Origin of the sequence: Pseudooceanicola aestuarii (assembly GCF_010614805.1) — a bacterium.
In the GTDB taxonomy this organism is placed as follows: Bacteria; Pseudomonadota; Alphaproteobacteria; order Rhodobacterales; family Rhodobacteraceae; genus Pseudooceanicola; species Pseudooceanicola aestuarii.
Map to the genome: position 1 here is coordinate 164,418 of NZ_JAAFZC010000002.1, position 16,856 is coordinate 181,273.

Annotated in this window: 16 protein-coding genes; 7 read left to right on the forward strand and 9 right to left on the reverse strand. The window is 66.7% G+C overall.

The window, feature by feature from the left end:
* Positions 1-5: 5 nt before the first annotated feature.
* The 4 genes from G5A46_RS13840 to G5A46_RS13855 all read right to left on the reverse strand — a co-directional run bounded on the left by G5A46_RS13840 (position 6) and on the right by G5A46_RS13855 (position 5,249).
* Positions 6-1,541 carry a potassium transporter TrkG gene (locus G5A46_RS13840; RefSeq protein ID WP_239520920.1) on the reverse strand — a complete coding sequence of 512 codons (1,536 nt, stop codon included), beginning with the start codon at positions 1,539-1,541 and terminating at the stop codon, positions 6-8.
* A 4-nt stretch (positions 1,542-1,545) separates the two neighbouring features.
* Positions 1,546-2,922, reverse strand: a complete 1,377-nt coding sequence (gene trkA / locus G5A46_RS13845) for a Trk system potassium transporter TrkA (protein WP_163850252.1) — start codon at positions 2,920-2,922, stop codon at positions 1,546-1,548.
* Between the two features lie 302 nt (positions 2,923-3,224).
* Positions 3,225-3,692 (reverse strand): DNA polymerase III subunit chi, encoded by a 468-nt coding sequence (locus G5A46_RS13850; protein ID WP_163850254.1) that lies wholly within the window; start codon positions 3,690-3,692, stop codon positions 3,225-3,227.
* Between the two features lie 84 nt (positions 3,693-3,776).
* Positions 3,777-5,249: a leucyl aminopeptidase gene (locus G5A46_RS13855; protein WP_163850256.1), complete on the reverse strand. Its 1,473-nt coding sequence runs from the start codon at positions 5,247-5,249 to the stop codon at positions 3,777-3,779.
* A 249-nt stretch (positions 5,250-5,498) separates the two neighbouring features.
* Between G5A46_RS13855 and lptF the strand changes: the two genes are divergently transcribed.
* Genes lptF through rsmA form a run of 5 tightly spaced genes read left to right on the forward strand, consistent with a single transcriptional unit; the run spans position 5,499 to position 12,041 of the window.
* Positions 5,499-6,677 (forward strand): LPS export ABC transporter permease LptF, encoded by a 1,179-nt coding sequence (gene lptF / locus G5A46_RS13860; protein ID WP_163850258.1) that lies wholly within the window; start codon positions 5,499-5,501, stop codon positions 6,675-6,677.
* Complete coding sequence (gene lptG / locus G5A46_RS13865) at positions 6,674-7,774, forward strand: LPS export ABC transporter permease LptG (RefSeq protein WP_163850260.1); 1,101 nt, start codon at positions 6,674-6,676, stop codon at positions 7,772-7,774. Before lptF ends, lptG begins: the two co-directional genes overlap by 4 nt.
* Positions 7,774-9,927 carry an LPS-assembly protein LptD gene (locus G5A46_RS13870; protein ID WP_163850263.1) on the forward strand — a complete coding sequence of 718 codons (2,154 nt, stop codon included), beginning with the start codon at positions 7,774-7,776 and terminating at the stop codon, positions 9,925-9,927. The genes lptG and G5A46_RS13870 overlap by 1 nt, the downstream gene beginning before the upstream one ends.
* A gap of 11 nt (positions 9,928-9,938) precedes the next feature.
* Positions 9,939-11,183, forward strand: coding sequence for a peptidylprolyl isomerase (locus G5A46_RS13875; protein WP_163850265.1), 1,245 nt, complete (start codon positions 9,939-9,941; stop codon positions 11,181-11,183).
* A 3-nt stretch (positions 11,184-11,186) separates the two neighbouring features.
* On the forward strand, positions 11,187-12,041 hold the full coding sequence (gene rsmA, locus G5A46_RS13880) for a 16S rRNA (adenine(1518)-N(6)/adenine(1519)-N(6))-dimethyltransferase RsmA (RefSeq protein WP_163850267.1): 855 nt from the start codon (positions 11,187-11,189) through the stop codon (positions 12,039-12,041).
* On the opposite strand, the gene G5A46_RS13885 is transcribed toward rsmA, so the two are convergent.
* Positions 12,038-12,928, reverse strand: coding sequence for an NAD(P)/FAD-dependent oxidoreductase (locus tag G5A46_RS13885; RefSeq protein WP_163850269.1), 891 nt, complete (start codon positions 12,926-12,928; stop codon positions 12,038-12,040). The two genes, rsmA and G5A46_RS13885, sit on opposite strands and share 4 nt — an antisense overlap.
* 24 nt (positions 12,929-12,952) lie before the next feature.
* Positions 12,953-13,396 carry an RrF2 family transcriptional regulator gene (locus tag G5A46_RS13890; RefSeq protein WP_163850271.1) on the reverse strand — a complete coding sequence of 148 codons (444 nt, stop codon included), beginning with the start codon at positions 13,394-13,396 and terminating at the stop codon, positions 12,953-12,955.
* A 124-nt stretch (positions 13,397-13,520) separates the two neighbouring features.
* Between G5A46_RS13890 and G5A46_RS19655 the strand changes: the two genes are divergently transcribed.
* Both G5A46_RS19655 and G5A46_RS13895 read left to right on the forward strand, forming a co-directional pair.
* Positions 13,521-13,664, forward strand: a complete 144-nt coding sequence (locus G5A46_RS19655; RefSeq protein ID WP_204318759.1) for a hypothetical protein — start codon at positions 13,521-13,523, stop codon at positions 13,662-13,664.
* A 75-nt stretch (positions 13,665-13,739) separates the two neighbouring features.
* Positions 13,740-14,726, forward strand: a complete 987-nt coding sequence (locus G5A46_RS13895) for an alpha/beta fold hydrolase (RefSeq protein ID WP_163850273.1) — start codon at positions 13,740-13,742, stop codon at positions 14,724-14,726.
* Here G5A46_RS13895 and coaD read toward each other — a convergent pair.
* From coaD to G5A46_RS13910, 3 genes are all read right to left on the reverse strand, one after another.
* The gene (gene coaD, locus G5A46_RS13900) at positions 14,695-15,186 is read right to left on the reverse strand and encodes a pantetheine-phosphate adenylyltransferase (RefSeq protein ID WP_163850275.1); all 492 of its coding nucleotides are present in this window, start codon (positions 15,184-15,186) and stop codon (positions 14,695-14,697) included. The two genes, G5A46_RS13895 and coaD, sit on opposite strands and share 32 nt — an antisense overlap.
* Before the next feature lie 182 nt (positions 15,187-15,368).
* Complete coding sequence (locus tag G5A46_RS13905) at positions 15,369-15,803, reverse strand: CBS domain-containing protein (protein WP_163850277.1); 435 nt, start codon at positions 15,801-15,803, stop codon at positions 15,369-15,371.
* 64 nt (positions 15,804-15,867) lie between these two features.
* Positions 15,868-16,767 (reverse strand): LysR family transcriptional regulator, encoded by a 900-nt coding sequence (locus G5A46_RS13910; protein WP_163850280.1) that lies wholly within the window; start codon positions 16,765-16,767, stop codon positions 15,868-15,870.
* Positions 16,768-16,856 lie beyond the last annotated feature (89 nt).

Genomic DNA, 16,856 nt, shown 5'->3' on the forward strand with positions numbered 1-16,856 from the left:
CTGCGTCAGTCACGCCACAAGTTCGGATTGAACAGGGCAATGATGGCGAGCAGTTCCAGCCGGCCCAGCACCATCACCGCACAGGCCACGGCCTTGGCCCCGGCGGGCAGCGCATCGGCATGAATCGCCTCCGCCGCGCCAGAGGCCAACAGCGCCCCGGTGTTCGACAATCCCGCCACGGACAGCACGGTGGCCTGTTCGAAATCACTGCCCAGCAGGGCAAAGACCGCCGTGCCGAGGGCCAGTGTCATGGCAAACAGCATGAAGGAAATCCAGGCCGGAAAGGCCCCGCGCCGCCGGATGCGTCCCCGGCTGACCGCCCGGCCAGAGACGGAATGCGGATAGACCAGCCGCTCCATCTCCCGCATCCCGTTGAGGTAGAGCGCATAGACGCGCAACAGCTTCACCCCGCCGGCGGTGGTGGCCACGCCGCCCCCCGTCATCGCCAGCCCCATCAGGATCAGGCCGGGCGTCTCCAGCCCGGACCAGCTGCGCATGGCGCCCCAATCCTGCGCCTCGAATCCGAAGGTGGTCAGGAACGACAGCGCGGTGAACAGCGCCGCCCACAGCGCGCGCAGCATGTGCAGGATGCTCTGGTCTCCGGCGCCTTCGATGACGGCCAGCCAATGGCGCAGGAACAGCGCCAGCGGCACGGCCAGCACGATCATCATGCCCATGCGGAATTCCGGATCGCGCAGCAACCCGGTGCGTGACCCGTCCGTATCGCTGGTAAAGGCCAGGCGGCTGATGGCAAAGACCAGGAACAGCGCCATGGCCATTTCCCCCGGCACCCCCGATCCCGCTGCCGCACCCGGTGGCGGCGCCCCCAGCGGCGTGATACCGCTGGTGGACATGACCGACATGGCGTGGCTGACCGCGACCAGCGGCCGGTCGCCCAGCAGGATCAGGGCCAGCCACAACAGCGCGGTCAGCCCGCCGTAGATCGGCCCCAGCGTCCGCGCCCCCAGCAGGACCCGCCGATAGAGCGCGGCACGCTGGAACCGCTGCACCGCCGGATCGCCGCTCATCTGGGCGGCGACGCTGGTCACCTCGAACCCGCCCAGCGACAGCGGAGCCATCACCGCGGCGGCCGAAACCCAGATCACGAAACCACCCATCCACCCCACCTGCGCCCGCCACAGATCCAGCGCCATGGGCGTCTGCGGATCCTTGGGCAGGAACACCATGCCGGTTGTCGTGAAGGCCGAGACCATTTCGGCATAGGCGTCGAGGAACGGCAGCGCGGGCAGGATCTCCCAGACCGGGATGGCCAGCCCGGCGGGCAGCACGACAAAGGCCGCCAACAGCGACAGCAGCCCGTTCAGATCCGCCCGGCCATGACGCACCACCCGGTGCCGGCCCCGCGCCAGGGCGACCACCCCGGCCAGCGCCGCGCCCAGAATGGCGGTATAGAAAAACGCCCGCGCGGACACGAAATCCTCTCGCGCCAGACCGACCAGCGCGGGCAGCAGCATGGACAGCGACAACCCGCCCAGCAGGATCAGGAACAGCGGTTGGCCTTCGGCGCGGGGGTGCTGCATGACGTCAGAAGAAGTCGATGGAGACCTGAAGCATCCGCTCGACCTCCGGCACATCAGCGGCCAGGGCGAACAGGACCACGGTATCGCCCTCCTCGATCACGGTGCCGGCGGTGGGTTTGACAACCGTGTCCTTTTTCTGGACCGCGCCCACCAGAACCCCTTCGGGAAAGGCGATGTCGCGGATCGCGCTGCCCGCCAGCGGCGACGTCGACAGCACTTCCGCCTCGATCACCTCCGCCTCGGCGTCACCGATGGAATAGACGCCATGCACCCGGCCATGACGGATATGTCGCAGGATCGACGAGACGGTCGTGGCGCGCGGGTTGATATAGGCGTCGATGCCCAGCGGTCCCAGCAGCGGCACCAACGTGGGATCATTGATCAGCGCGATGGCCATGGGACAGCCCTGCGACTTGGCGCGCACCGCGGACAGCATGTTGGTCTTGTCGTCATCGGTCACGCACAGGATCGCATCGGCCCGCGCGATCCCGGCCTCGCTCAGCAGGGTGCTGTCCAGCCCGTCGCCATGCAGGACAATGGTCCGCTCCAGTGTTTCCGCCGCCTTCTCCGCGATGGCGCGCGATTTCTCGATCATCTTGGCGCGCACCCGGCGCGCGCGGCCCTCCAGCGATTTGGCGACCGACAGGCCGACATTGCCGCCGCCGACAACGACGACGCGCTCCTGCTCCCGCGCGGATTTGCCAAAGACTTCCAGCGTGCGGGGAACGTCCTCCTCCACCACGGTCAGGTAGACATCATCGCCGGGAAAGATCTGATCGCCTGCCTCGGGCGCGAACAACCGGCTGTCACGACGCACGCCCACCACGATGGTGCGCAGGGTGGAAAACAGATCGGTCAACTGGCGCAGCGGCGTGTTCACTACCGGACAATCCTCGCCGATATGCAGACCTAGCAGCTGTACCTGCCCACCCATGAAGCTTTCCACGTCAAAGGCGGCAGGCGCCGACAACCGGCGCAGCGCGGCCTCTGCCACTTCCCGCTCGGGAGAGATCACGACATCGATCGGCATGTGGTCGCGGCGGTAGAGGTCGGAATAGATCGCCTCCAGATAGCTGCGGGCGCGCAGCCGGGCGATCTTGCGCGGGACGGCAAAGACGGAATGCGCCACCTGGCAGGTGACCATGTTCACCTCGTCCGAGAAGGTCGCGGCGATGATCATGTCCGCATCCCGCGCGCCCGCCCGGTCCAGGATGTCGGGATAGGAGGCAAAGCCCGAGATCCCCTGCACGTCCAGCGTATCGGTGGCGCGCCTCACGAGATCGGGGTTGTTGTCGACGACGGTGACGTCGTTGTTCTCGCCGGAGAGGTGCCGCGCGATCTGCCAGCCGACCTGGCCGGCGCCGCAGATGATGACCTTCATGACCTGGTGTCCCGTTCTGGCCCGCTGTCTGGCCTTCCTGCATGGCAGAGGTCCGGCGCTGTTGCAATCGCTTTGCGCGCCCGGCCCCCGCTGTCGCGGCACTGCGGCGGCGCACTGCCTGCCGCGGTGGCAGCGCCGCGCGATTTGCCCGCTGACACCGTGCCAAAGCCGCGCGCCGCCGCCCCCTTCGGGCGTCAAATACCGCCGCCGGAGGCATGGCGCGCAGCGCCATCCCCTGTCAGGCCCGAACCGCCGCCCCGGCGCCCCCGCGCCGTGCCGTGCCGTGTCGGCGTTGCCGCGATTTACCCGGCCGGGCGTTCCGCCTTCTTCTCCCAGCGGCCACTTTCCTCCGACCAGTATTGCGCGCCGCAGCCCGCACCGGTCAGGGCCTTCCACTGCCCGCGTGCCAGATTCAGGGCGTCCTGATCATTGCCGTCAAAGATCACGCAGGCCCGTTTCAGCCCGCCGATCTCGGCCGGGTCCAGCTCCGCCCCGTCCAGACACATCAGGCAATCGGGGGAATTCTCCGCCGCCATGGCCGTGGTCAGCAGCACGGGCTGGCGCGCGGCATGGGGTTGACCGGCACGACCATGGGGCAGGAAATCTTCCTCGGCGCCCAGCCACAGCCGCTCGTCCAGCCAGTCCATCCGCGCCGCATCGCGGCCCCGCACCGCCACCCGCCACCCGGCTTGAAGCGACCGGCGCAGCAATTGCGCCAGCGCAGCCTCTGCCGCCGATCGGGTCAGGTGGTAAAAATAGACTTCGGCCACGCCGCACGCCTCCAGTTGGTCCGCGATCCGATCCGCGGCATGTCTTGCGGCCGGGGGGGGCGCGATGCCCCCCCGGTCCTGGCCTCACTCCGTCTCGAAGCTGTCGCGAACCAGCCGGTCCAGCGCCATCACGCCCCAGCCGGTCGCGCCTTTGGGCGCCAGCATCGTGTCGGATTTCACACTGGCCACCCCGGCGATGTCGAGGTGGATCCAGGGCGTCTCCTCCTTCACGAACCGTTTGAGGTATTGCGCCGCCGTGATCGACCCGGCCGGGCGGCCGCCCACGTTCTTCATGTCGGCGATGCGGCTTTTCAACTGGTCGTCATAGGCCTGGCCCAACGGCATCCGCCAGGCGCCTTCGCCCTCGGCCTCCGCCGCCTTGAGGAAGGCGTTGCACAGCGTGTCGTCGTTGGAAAAGACACCGGCATTCTCGTGGCCAAGCCCGATGATGATCGCGCCGGTCAGGGTGGCAAGATCGATCATGCCGCGCGGGGCAAACCGATCCTGCGCGTACCACATCACGTCACACAGGACCAGGCGCCCCTCCGCATCGGTGTTGATCACCTCCACCGTATCGCCCTTCATGGAGGTCACGACATCGCCGGGCCGCATCGCGGTGCTGGAGGGCATGTTCTCGACCAGCCCGACCAGGCCCACGACATTGGCCTTGGCCTTGCGCAGGGCCAGGGTCTTCATCACGCCCGACACGACGCCCGCGCCCCCCATGTCCATGGTCATGTCTTCCATGCCACCTGCGGGTTTCAGGCTGATCCCGCCGGTGTCGAAGACAACGCCCTTGCCGATCAGCGCCAGCGGGGCTTCGTCATCGGCGCCGTTCTTCCACTGCATGACCACCACCTTGGACGGGCTGGCCGATCCCTGGCCCACGGCAAGCAGGCAGCCCATGCCCAGTTCTTCCAGCCGGTCCTCCTCCAGCACCTCGACCTCGACACCCAGATCGGCGAGGGCGGTCAGCTGGGCGGCGAATTCCGAAGTGGTCAGCACATTGGCCGGCGCGTTGACCAGATCGCGGGTGAAGAACGTGCCCTGCGCCACGGCGCGGGCGGTGTCCAGCGCGGAAGTCACGGTTTCGGCATTGGGACACATCAGCACGACATCACCGCGCGGGTCGGATTTCTCGGTCCGCTGGGCGTCGTATTCATAGGCGCGCATCATCAGGCCAAGGGCCATGTCGGACAGGTTCTTCAGCGGGCCGGTGACGATGGTCAGCCCGCCCTTGCCGGCCTGTTTGGCCAAAGCGGCCCCGGCCTTTCGCGCCTCTGCGGCGGCGGCACGGCGCGGCAGGCACAGCACATCGACCGCCTCCGCTTCCAGCCCGGCAGGCCAGGCCAGGCTGACCAGCTCGCCTGCCTTGCGCTCGGCAAAGCCGTCGCTGTCCAGCAGCCGTTTCAATGCGCCGCGCATGGTGCGGTTCAGGCGGCGGGCATGGGCGGGCAGCGCGGCGGTCGGGTCCAGCACCACGGCGATCCGGCCGGTGGCCGTGCTCAGGCTGTCCAGATCGTGGTCCTGGGCGGAAATGCGGAGGGGGTCTGTCACTCGGGTCGCTCCTTCGGTTGACCGGATGGTTGGGCACCAGGCCGGGTGGGTGGTCCTGCACCGTCCCGGCGCCGGGGTCCGGCGGGCCCGTGCAGGGGCACATGGCCGGGCGGGCGCGGCGGAGGCTACCCCTGCCGCCGGGATTTGACCAGATTGCAGTTTTCCCGACCGGGTTAATCCGCTAACTTGCGCCCAGCCCCGGCTGACGGGCTATATGATGTAACGACCGGCACGGCGACAGGGGGACATGTGGCGCGATTCGACAGATATCTGCTGTCGCAGCTTCTGATCCTGTTCGGGTTCTTTGCCCTGGTCCTGGTGGCGATCTACTGGATCAACAATGCGGTGCGCCTGTTCGACCGGCTGATCGCCGACGGCCAGACTGCGGCGGTGTTCCTGGAATTCTCCGCCCTGACCCTGCCGAACGTGATCCGCATCACGCTACCGATGTCGGCCTTTGCCGCTGCTGTCTACGTCACCAACCGCCTGTCCAGCGAAAGTGAACTGGTGGTGATGCAGGCCACCGGGTTTTCCCCGTGGCGGCTGGCGCGGCCGGTGCTGTATTTCGGGTTGATCATCGGCGCGGTCATGTCGCTGATGACCCATTACCTGGCGCCGCAGGCCCAGGCCCAGATGACCCTGCGCAACCGAGAGATCGCCAACAACCTGACCGCCCGCCTGCTGACGGAGGGCAGTTTTCTGCACCCTTCCGACGGGGTGACGTTCTTCATCCGCGAGATCACCGCCGATGGCGCGCTGCTGGACATCTTCCTGTCCGACCGGCGCGATCCGGCGGAACCGCGCAGCTATACCGCCACCCGCGCCTATATCGTCGCGGCGGAGGACGATTCCGATGACGTGGCAGGCGGCGAGGCCCAGGGCCAGATCAAGCTGGTGATGCTGGACGGGCTGGCGCAGACTCTGGATGCCACGACCGAGCGATTGTTTACCACGCATTTCGCGGAATTCTCCTATGACATCACGGCCATGGTACGGCGCGATTCGATGGGCGCGGAGGCGGTGCGCAACCTGTCGACACGGATGTTGCTGTTCAATCCGCAGCGGGCGCAGGATCTGACCGGAAGCTCGCGCGGGCTGATCGCGCAGGAGGCGCATGGCCGGTTCCAGCAGGCGCTGCTGTGCCTCGTGGCGGCACTGGTCGGCTTTGCCGCGCTCATCGTCGGCGGATTCTCGCGCTTCGGGGTCTGGCGGCAGATCATCATGGCGGTGCTGATCCTGGTAGTGATCAAGTTCGTCGAGGGCATCGTGACCGACCCGGTGCGCCAGAACGCGGCGATGTGGCCGCTGATCTACGTGCCGACGCTGGTCGGCATGGCGATCACGGCGCTGCTGCTGTGGATCGCGGGCCGGCCCCGGCGGGTGCGCCGCGGCGGCGCGCCCGATCCGGCTGCGGAGGCGCCGGCATGATCCTGAACCTCTATTTCGCGCGCCGCTTCCTGCGCGCCTTCCTGTCGCTGGCGCTGGTCTTTGCCCTTCTCACCGCCACCATCGACCTGGTGGAGCAGATGCGGCGGCTGGCGTCGTCCGACGTGCGGCTGGGCCAGATCATCGAGTTGACGGCCCTGAATGTGCCGAAGGGGATCTACGACATCCTGCCGCTGATCATGATCCTGGCCACTGTCTGGCTGTTCCTGGCGCTGGCGCGGTCGTCGGAACTGGTGGTGGTGCGGGCCTCCGGGCGGTCGGCGTTGCGGCAATTGCTGTCGCCGCTGGTGGTGGCGGGTCTGATCGGCGTCGCCGCCGTGGCGGTTATGAACCCGCTGGTGGCCGCGACGTCGAAACGCTTTGACACCCTGCTTGAGCAATACCGCTCCGGCGGGAGCGACACGTTCTCCGTCTCCGCCGAAGGGCTGTGGCTGCGGCAGGGCGACGAGAACGGCCAGACCGTGATCCGCGCCGCCCGTGCCAATGCCACCGGGACCGAACTCTATGACGTTACCATGCTGACCTACGGCCCGGAACAGCCCGGCCCGATCCGCCGGATCGAGGCCCGGCGCGCCCGGCTGACCGACGGCGCCTGGGATCTGACGGGGGTCAAATTGTGGCCGCTGGCGCAGGGGCTGAACCCGGAGGCCGACGCGGAACGGCATGACACGTTCTCCCTGCCCTCTTCCCTGACGCAGGAGCGAATTCGCGACAGTTTCGGCGCCCCTTCGGTAATCCCGATCTGGCAATTGCCGGCCTATATCGCCCAGCTGGAGCAATCGGGCTTTTCCGCGCGCCGCCATATCGTCTGGCTGAACATGGAACTGGCCCGGCCGCTGTTCCTGATGGCGGTGATGCTGATCTCTGCCGCCTTCACCATGCGCCATGTCCGGTTCGGCAAGACCGGGATTTCGGTCTTGGCTGCGGTGCTTCTGGGCTTTACGCTCTATTATATCCGCAATTTCGCGCAGATCCTGGGGGAGAACGGCCAGATCCCCATCATGCTGGCCGCCTGGGCCCCGCCCGGCGCCTCGTTTTTGCTGGCCCTGGGGCTGGTTTTGCATATGGAGGACGGGTGATGCGCGGTCTTCTTCTGGTGATTCTCGCGGCGCTGCTGCCCGGCCTGGCCCGGGCGCAGCAGGCCGCCTCCGGTGCCGAAACGGTGCCCGCGATGCTGATCGCCGATCGCGTGTTCCTGGAAGGGCGCGACCGCGTCGTGGCCGAAGGCGCGGTGGAGGCGCTTCAGGACGGCACCCGTCTGACCGCCACGCGCATCATCTACGACCAGAACCGCGACCTGCTGACCATCGAGGGGCCGATCACCCTGATCGAAGGCCCGGACCAGGTGATCCTGGCCGACAGCGGCGAGATCGACGCCGAGCTGCGCAACGGCCTGCTGATCGGTGCCCGCGCCGTGCTGAACCAGCAGTTGCAACTGGCCGCCTACCAGCTGAACCGCGTCAACGGCGACACCTCGCAATTCTACAAGGCCACCGTTTCCAGCTGCAAGGTCTGCGGCAATGGCCCGCCGCTATGGCAGTTCCGCGCCCGCCGCATCGTCCATGACGAGGAGGCCCGCCAGCTATACCTGGACGACGCCCGGTTCGAGGTCATGGGCCTGCCGATCCTCTATCTTCCGCGCCTGCGGATGCCCGATCCCAGCCAGGACCGCGCCACCGGTTTCCTGATGCCGGCGATCAAGCGGAACTCGCTGCTCGGGACCGGGGTGAAACTGCCCTATTTCATCGCCATCGACCCACAGCGCGACCTGACCCTGACGCCCTATGTGGCGCAGAACACCAAGACACTGGAATTCACGTACCGGCACGCCTTTGCCACCGGGCGCCTGGCGATTGCCGGTGCCGTCTCCAGTGATACGCTGCGCCCCGGCGATCCGCGTGGATACCTTGAGGCGGTCGGCCGCTTTGCCCTGCCCCGCGACTTCATCCTGGCTTTCGATGTCGAACTGGTGGGCGACGATGCCTACCTGTCCAATTACGGCTATTCCGACAAGGACCGGCTGGACAGCGAGGCCCGCGTCTTCCGGGTCGCGCGGGACGAATACATCGCCGGCAGCGTCACCTATTTCCACACCCTGCGCACCACCGAGGACAACGCCACCATCCCCTCCCTGATCGGGGATTTCGACTACGAACGGCGGTTTTTTCCGGCAAAGCTGGGCGGCGAAGTCAGGCTGGGCGCGGATGTGCACAGCCACTACCGCTATTCCGATCTGGCCTATGACAGCACCGACAGCGACAGCGTCACCGACGGGCGGGATGTCACCCGGCTGACCTTCAACGCCGACTGGCGCCGCAGCTTTACCCTGCCCGCCGGCCTGCGGGCCGAGCTGTTCACCGGGGTGGAGGCCACGGCCTTTCGCACCGCGCAGGATCTGGCGCTGCCGGTATCGGAGGCCGGGATCAGCCCCACCGCTGCCGTCACCCTGCGTTGGCCCTGGGTGCGCGCGGGCGCCGGGGCGCGCCACGTGATCGAACCGGTGGCCCAGGTCGCCTGGACCGGCGGCGATGATCTGGATGTGGCCAATGACGAAAGCACCCGCATCGATTTCGACGAGGGCAACCTGCTGTCGCTGTCGCGCTTTACCGCCGATGACCGGGTGGAACGCGGGTTGCGCGGCGCCTTCGGTCTGTCCTGGTCACGGTTCGATCCCGAAGGCTGGTCCAGCCGGCTGGTGCTGGGCACCGTGCTGCGCGACGATGCGGATGACGATTTCACCGTCTCCTCCGGGCTGCGGGGCACGACATCGGACCTGTTGATCGCCGGGCAGCTGCGCACCGCGCAGGGGCTTGTGCTGACCGCGCGGGGCCTGTTCGACAACCGGATGGAGGCCACAAAGGCCGAGGCCCGCGCCAATTTCAACTGGCGCAACGCCGCCTTTGGCGCCTCCTATGTCTGGCTGGATGCCGATGCGGATGAAGACCGCGCCGCGGTGGTGTCGGAATGGACGCTGGACGGCAGCTTTCCGATTGTCCGCCATTGGTCGGGCAGCGTGAATTTCCGCTATGACGTCGCCTCCAACGACGCGGTATCGGCCGGGCTGGGCCTCGCCTACCAGAACGAATGCCTCGACGTGTCGCTTTCGCTCTCGCGCAACTTCACCTCTTCCACTATCGTGACGCCATCAACGGATTTTGCCTTTCTCGTCGGTTTGCGCGGCTTCTCCGCCCAGACCGCAGACAGCAAAATCGCCCGGACATGCAGGAACTGAGACAGGCCAAGATGACCAGAACCGCGCACAATTCGATTCTCCACCGCCTCGCGATCCTTCCGCTGATGGCGCTGGCCCTGCTGATGACGGCACCACAGACCCTGGCACAGGGCATGTTCGGCCCGGTGATCAAGGTCAACGACAGCGTCATCACCGGCTATGAACTGGATCAGCGGATCCGGTTCCTGACCCTGCTGCGCGCCCCCGGCAACATTCCCGACCTGGCCCGTGAACAGCTGATCAGCGACCGCATCCAGATCGCCGCCGCCGCCCGCGCCGACGTCGAGCCTTCCGAAGAGGACATCCAGGGCGGCATCCGCGAATTCGCCGGCCGCGCGGACATGGAGCCGGACCAGTTCATCGCGGCCCTGGCCCAGGGCGGTGTCGAGGAACAGACCCTGCGCGATTTCATCCGCTCCGGCGTGGCCTGGCGGGCCTTTGTCCGGGCGCGGTTCGGCAACAGCTACACCCCCAGCCCGGCCGATGTGGACCGCGCGCGCGCCGGGCTGACCGGTGACGGCAACGTGCGGGTTCTGATCTCGGAGATTTTCGTGCCGCTGAGCATGGGCGCCGACCGGGCGCAGGCTCTGGCCGCCGAAATCTCGGGCGCATCCTCGATCGAGGCCTTCGCCAGCTATGCCCGCCGCTATTCCGCCGCCCCCACGGGCCAGCGCGGCGGCAAGGTCAACTGGATCCCCCTTGCCCAGCTTCCGCCGCAACTGCGGCCTGTGATCCTGGGCCTGGGCGTCGGCGAAGTTTCGCAGCCGATCCCGGTCGAAGGCGCGCTGGCGCTGTTCCAACTGCGCGCCATTCAGGAGGCCGCGTCCCAGCAGCGCGCATATGACGAGATCGACTACGCCATGTATTATATCGCCGGCGGCCGCAGCGCCCCGGCCCTGTCCGCCGCCGCCAGGCTGGACGCGCAGATCGACACCTGTGACGACCTTTACGGCGTGGCCAAGGGTCAGCCGGAAACCGTGCTGGAGCGCGTCAGCGCAAAGCCGGCCGAAATTCCCGCCGACATCGGCCTGGAACTGGCCAAGCTGGACGCCGGCGAAGTCTCCACCGCGCTGACCCGCAACGGCGGTGAGACTCTGGTCTTCCTGATGCTGTGCAACCGTCTGCCGCAGGGCGCGGGCGACATCCCCGCCGACGAGATCGCGCTGCAACTGAAGAACGGCTACCTCTCCTCTTATGCCGACACCTACCTGGCGCAGCTGCGGGCCGAGGCGCGCATCATCGAGGTCGGCGGCTGACCCATGGCCGCCATCGACGGGCTGCCACCCCTGCGGGAGGTCATCACCACCCACGGATTGGCTGCCAGGAAAAGTCTGGGCCAGAACTTCCTGCTGGATCTGAACCTGACCGCCAAGATCGCGCGACAGGCCGGTGATCTGTCGCAATGCGACGTGCTGGAGATCGGCCCCGGCCCCGGCGGCCTGACCCGTGGCCTGCTGGCCGAAGGCGCGCGCCGGGTGCTGGCGGTGGAGAAGGACGCCCGCTGCCTGCCCGCGCTGGAAGAGATCGCGCGGGCCTATCCCGGCCGTCTTGAGGTGATCGAGGGCGACGCGCTGAAGATCGACCCGTTGGCCCACCTGACCCCGCCGATCCGCATCGCTGCCAATCTGCCCTATAACGTGGGCACCGAATTGCTGGTGCGCTGGCTGACCCCGCCGCAATGGCCGCCGGTCTGGCAAAGCCTGACGCTGATGTTCCAGCGCGAGGTCGCGGAACGGATCACTGCCCTGCCCGGCTCCAAGGCCTATGGCCGTCTGGCCATCCTGTCGCAATGGCGCGCCGATGCGCGGATCGTGCTGTCCCTCCCGCCTGAGGCCTTTACCCCCGCACCCAAGGTTTCCTCGGCGGTGGTGCATCTGACGGCGCTGGCCGAACCGCGCTATCCCGCCGATCCGGCCATGCTGTCACGGTTGACGGCGACGGCCTTTCAGCAGCGGCGCAAGATGCTGCGCGCCGCGCTGAAAGGCATGGCACCGGGGATCGAGGATCACCTGCGGGCCGTGGATATCGATCCGACCGCGCGGGCCGAAACGCTGGAGCTGTCGCAATTCTGCGCGCTGGCCCGGCAGCTCAGTACCGCCCGCGCCGCCGGCTAGGCCTCCGGGAACAGGAGGGAGCGATGCACCATCGCCCCCGCCATCGCCCCGTCGCCCACCGCCAGAGACACCGAATGCGGCACCATCGCCACGTCGCCGCAGGCAAAGACGCCGGGCGTCTGCGTTTCCTTCATGCCGTTGCGGGCGATCTGGGTGCCAAAGGGCGTTTCAGCCAAGTCCAGTGCCATCGCGGTGGCCAGCGGCGTCGCCGGTGCGTTCAACGGCGCGGCGAACAATCCGTCAAAACGCAGCAAGGCGCCGTCCTGCATCCGAAGATCGGCCTTGCCCTCCACCGCCGCGATACGGCGCCGGTCCAATGTGACGCCACGGGCCCGCAGATCCGCCTGTTCCTGCGGGGTGGGATCGGACTGGCCGTTCAGCACATAGGTTACCTCCCCCCATTCCGGCAGCATCATCGCCTGATGGATCGAGCTGTCGCGCGTGCCGATCACTCCGATGCGCCCGCGATCCAGCTCGTACCCGTGGCAATAGGGGCAGTGGAATACGGTTGTGCCCCAGCGATCTGCCAGCCCCGGCAGGTCCGGCAATTGATCCGATACCCCCAGGGCCAGCACCACCCGGCGCCCGCGGTGTGCGGTGCCCGCAGCCGTGGTGACGGTGAAATCGTCTCGGGTGCCCTCGACCTGCACTGCCGCCCCTTCGACCCAGGTCAGGGTGGGATAGGCAGAGAGCTGCACCCGGGCGCTGGCCGCGATGGCGGCGGGATCTTCGCCATCGCGCGACAGAAAGCCATGAGCCGTCCCGGCCGCGCGATTGCGCCGTTGCCCGGCATCCAGGATCAGCACGTCGCGCCGGGCGCGCAGAAGCTGGAGGGCAGCTGCCATGCCGGCGTAGCTGCCCCCGATGACGATCACGTCATGGGACATGTCATTTCCTTTCAGATCCGGGCGTTACCTGCCCGGAGGGTGGCGGCCCGCGAAGCGGGTTGAGAAATCCTCCGCCAGCTGGCCCAGGGTGATGGTCTCGAACCGACGCAAAAGTAGCGCTTCCGCCTCGGTCAGCGTCTCGTCCAGCGCGGCATTCACCGCCTGTTCGACCAGGCATTCGGTCTGCGCATTGCGGATCCCGATGGCAAAAACCGCCGGTTCGCCCAACGCGTCATGCAGATCGCGCAGGGTGATAGTGTCCAGGTCTGCGACGATGCGCCAGCCGCCGGAATGCCCCTTGGTCGAACTGACGATCCCGGCCTTCCGCAACAGGCCCATGTTGCGCCGCACGACCACCGGGTTGGTGCCCATGCAGGCCGCCAGAACGTCGGATGTCATCGCCATGTCGGCCTGGGCCATATGCAGCAACCCGTGCAGCACCGTGGACAATCTGCTGTCTCTTTTCATGTAACTATCAATATTACGATTCGTCGGCCGAAGACAAGTCCCCACCAGTGCCCTTGATCGGCGCGCGGGGCTGGGGCATAGCCGCAGGATACCACGCGGACCGGACCAAGCGGGGAGCGGAAACATGACCAATTCCATCGCCATCGCCATCGCCATCCTGGTCGGCGGGCTGCTTGCCGCCGATTTTGTCCTCTCGGGCAGCGCGGGAACGCTGTTTGCCTTGAAAAAGTTCTCCGATCTTCTGGAATGGGTCGCTTTCTGGCGGTAGGACAAAAGGGTTCGCCCAGCAGCCCGAGGAGACCCCGGGCGGTTTGGCTGCGGTCTGCATAGGAACGAGCTTTCGATGGAATACGTGCTATTGCCCCTGGTCGGGCTGGCCCTTCTGGTAGTCCTTGGGCTGCTGGGCTACAGCTATCACTGGAAACGCAAGGCGGAACGCCTGGTGCCACCGCGCGGCGCCTTCGTGACCATCTCCACTGGCCGTGTGCATTACGTCGATTGCGGCTCGGGTCCGGCTGTGGTGCTGATTCACGGGCTGGGCGGCAACCTGGGCCATTTCGATTGCGGCGTCATCGACGACCTGGCCCGCGATCACCGCGTCATCGCCATCGATCGGCCCGGCTGCGGCTATTCAGACCGCCCCGACGACACCCCTGCCAGCCCCCGCGACCAGGCCCGGCTGGTGTTCGAGATCATGGACAAGCTGGAGATCGACACCCCCTTGATCGTAGGCCATTCGCTGGGCGGCGCCGTGGCGCTGGCCATGGCGGTGGAAAACAGCGACCGCCTGCGCGGGCTGGTGCTGCTGGCACCGCTGACCCTGCCGATGGACGAAGTCCAAGAGGTCTTCGAAGGCCTTCAGATGCGGTCCGACCTGCTGCGCCGTATCGTCGCCTGGACCCTGGCCACCCCCACCGCGATCCGCAACCCGGAAGCGGTGGAACAGGATATCTTCGGCCCCGAGGAGATCCCCCCCAGCTACACGATCAACGGCGGCGCGCTGCTGTCCCTGCGTCCGTCCAGCTTTTTCACCGCCTCCCGCGATCTCATGGCCGCGGACGAAGGGATGAACGACATCATGCGCGGCTATGCCGGGCTGACCCTGCCGGTGCGCATTCTGTTCGGCACCCAGGACCGGATCCTGGATGCCGCCTATCACGGCTCCGCCCTGGTCGGACGCTATCCGCAGATGGGGCTGAAGCTGGTGGATGGCGGCCATATGCTGCCCATCACCCAACCCCGCCTGACCTCCGACTACATCCGCACCGCGTCGCAGAAGATGCAGGGAGGACTGAACGTCAGGCGAGCTTCTCCAGAAGTCTATCGTTGACCGCGGGAGTGACGAATTTCGACACATCCCCCTGAAGCCGGCAGATTTCCTTGACCAGCTTGGACGCGATCGCCTGATGCTGGGCATCGGCCATCAGGAACACGGTCTCGATCTGGGTGTCCAGCGCGCGGTTCATGCCAACCATCTGGAATTCATACTCGAAATCTGCCACCGCACGCAGACCGCGCACGATGATCTGGGCGCCGACGTCATGGGCGCAATGGATCAGCAGGTTTTCGAACGGGTGCGCCACGATCTCTGTTCCGGTCTCTTCGGACAGTTTGGCGCATTCCGCCTCGATCATGGCGACGCGCTCTTCCAGACGGAAAAGCGGACCTTTGTCACGGTTGATCGCAACGCCGATGACCAGTCGATCCACCAGCACGGCGGCCCTGCGGATAATGTCGATATGACCCAGGGTGATCGGGTCGAAAGTGCCGGGGTAAAGGCCGATACGCATGGCAGATCCTGTCGCTGCGAAAATTTCCCGAACGCAACAATATTGCGCCGGGGAATGCAATAGCAGCGGCGAAATTTCTGCAAATGCACATCATTGATAGCGTTCACAGCGCGGGCACCCCTGTCGGGGCGCGCCCGCAGGCGACCGCCCTGCCCCGGACTGAATGATGCGTCATGGCGATGTCAATGACCCATGATCATCCCTTCGAGGGCGTCACGCTCCGCCGACAACTGGCTGAGCCGGGCCTTGACCACGTCGCCGATGGTCACGATCCCCACCAGATTGCCATCAACCACTACGGGCATGTGCCGAAAACGGCCCTGGGTCATGCGGGTCAAAACCTGGTCGGCCGTGTCGTCCATGCCGCAGCAGATCGGGTCGCGGGTCATCATCGCCTGCGCCTGGTCGTCCAGGCAACCGGGGCCGCGCTGCGCGAGGGTTCGCACGATGTCGCGTTCCGACAGGATGCCCTCGGGGCGCGCGCCGTCACTGCTGATCACCACGCCGCCGATCCGTTTTTCGGCCAGCACCTGCGCCACGTCCCGCACCGACCTGTCCGGGGTTACGGTAAACACGCCCGCGGTGTCCTTCATCTTCAGGATCTGCTGAACCAGCATGGTCTTGTCCTCCTTGGCGCTGCGCAATCGGTACCTGTCAGCGTCCGGGACATGCGACATTCTGTCAAGCCCGCGCGGCGCGCCCCTCCTGAAACGCGATTTCCTGCTTCACCCCCTCCACCAGCGCCTGGGCAAAGCGGGTCATCCGTTCCAGCCGCGCATCGCCGGCATGGCGTACCAGGTAGAAGCTGCGCGTCAGGCTGATCCGGTCGGCCAGCACCTTGCGCAGACCCGGCGCCGCGGCGAGGGAAAAATCGTGCACGATACCCAAACCGCTGCCCTGCCGGATCCAGTTGAATTGCACCGACACGGAATTGGAGGCCAGAGGCACACGTGCCAGCCCCAGCTCCGCCAGGTAGTCCAGCTCCTTGTCGAAGATCATGTCGGGGATATAGCCGATCACGCGGTGGCCGCGCAGATCTTCCAGTTGGGTGATCGGCGGGTTTCGGTCCAGGTAGGTGCCCGCCGCGACCAGGTGCAACCGGTAGTCGGATATCTTTTGCACCAGCAACCGCCCGGCGTCGGGCGGGCTGACGGTGATGGCCATGTCGGCCTCCCGGCGGGACAGGTTGAACAGGCGGGGCAAGGCAACGATCTGCACTTCCAGTTCGGGATTGGCATCGGCGATGCGGGCGCAGACCTGCGGCAACAGGAAATTGGCCACCCCGTCCGGCGCGCCCAGCCGGATCTGCCCGGACAGCCCGCTGGCCAGGCCCGACAGATCCTCCCGCGCCGCCAGCACCGCTTGTTCGGCCTGAACCGCATGGTCCATCAGGCGCTGACCGGCCTCCGTCAGGGCATAGCCCTGGGGGCTCTTGGCGAAAAGCGCGCTGCCCAGATCGTCCTCCAGCCGGGCGATGCGGCGTCCCACGGTGGCGGGGTCGATTTTCAGTGCGCGGGCGGCGGCGGTCAGCCCCTCCAGCCGCCCGACAGACAGGAAGATCCGCAGGTCATCCCATTGCATACGTGTATTCCTGCAAAACCCTTTTGGAAAACTTCACCTTTCGCCATCAAATTTGCAAGCCTATGCTGCGCCAAACCTTCAGGAGGATC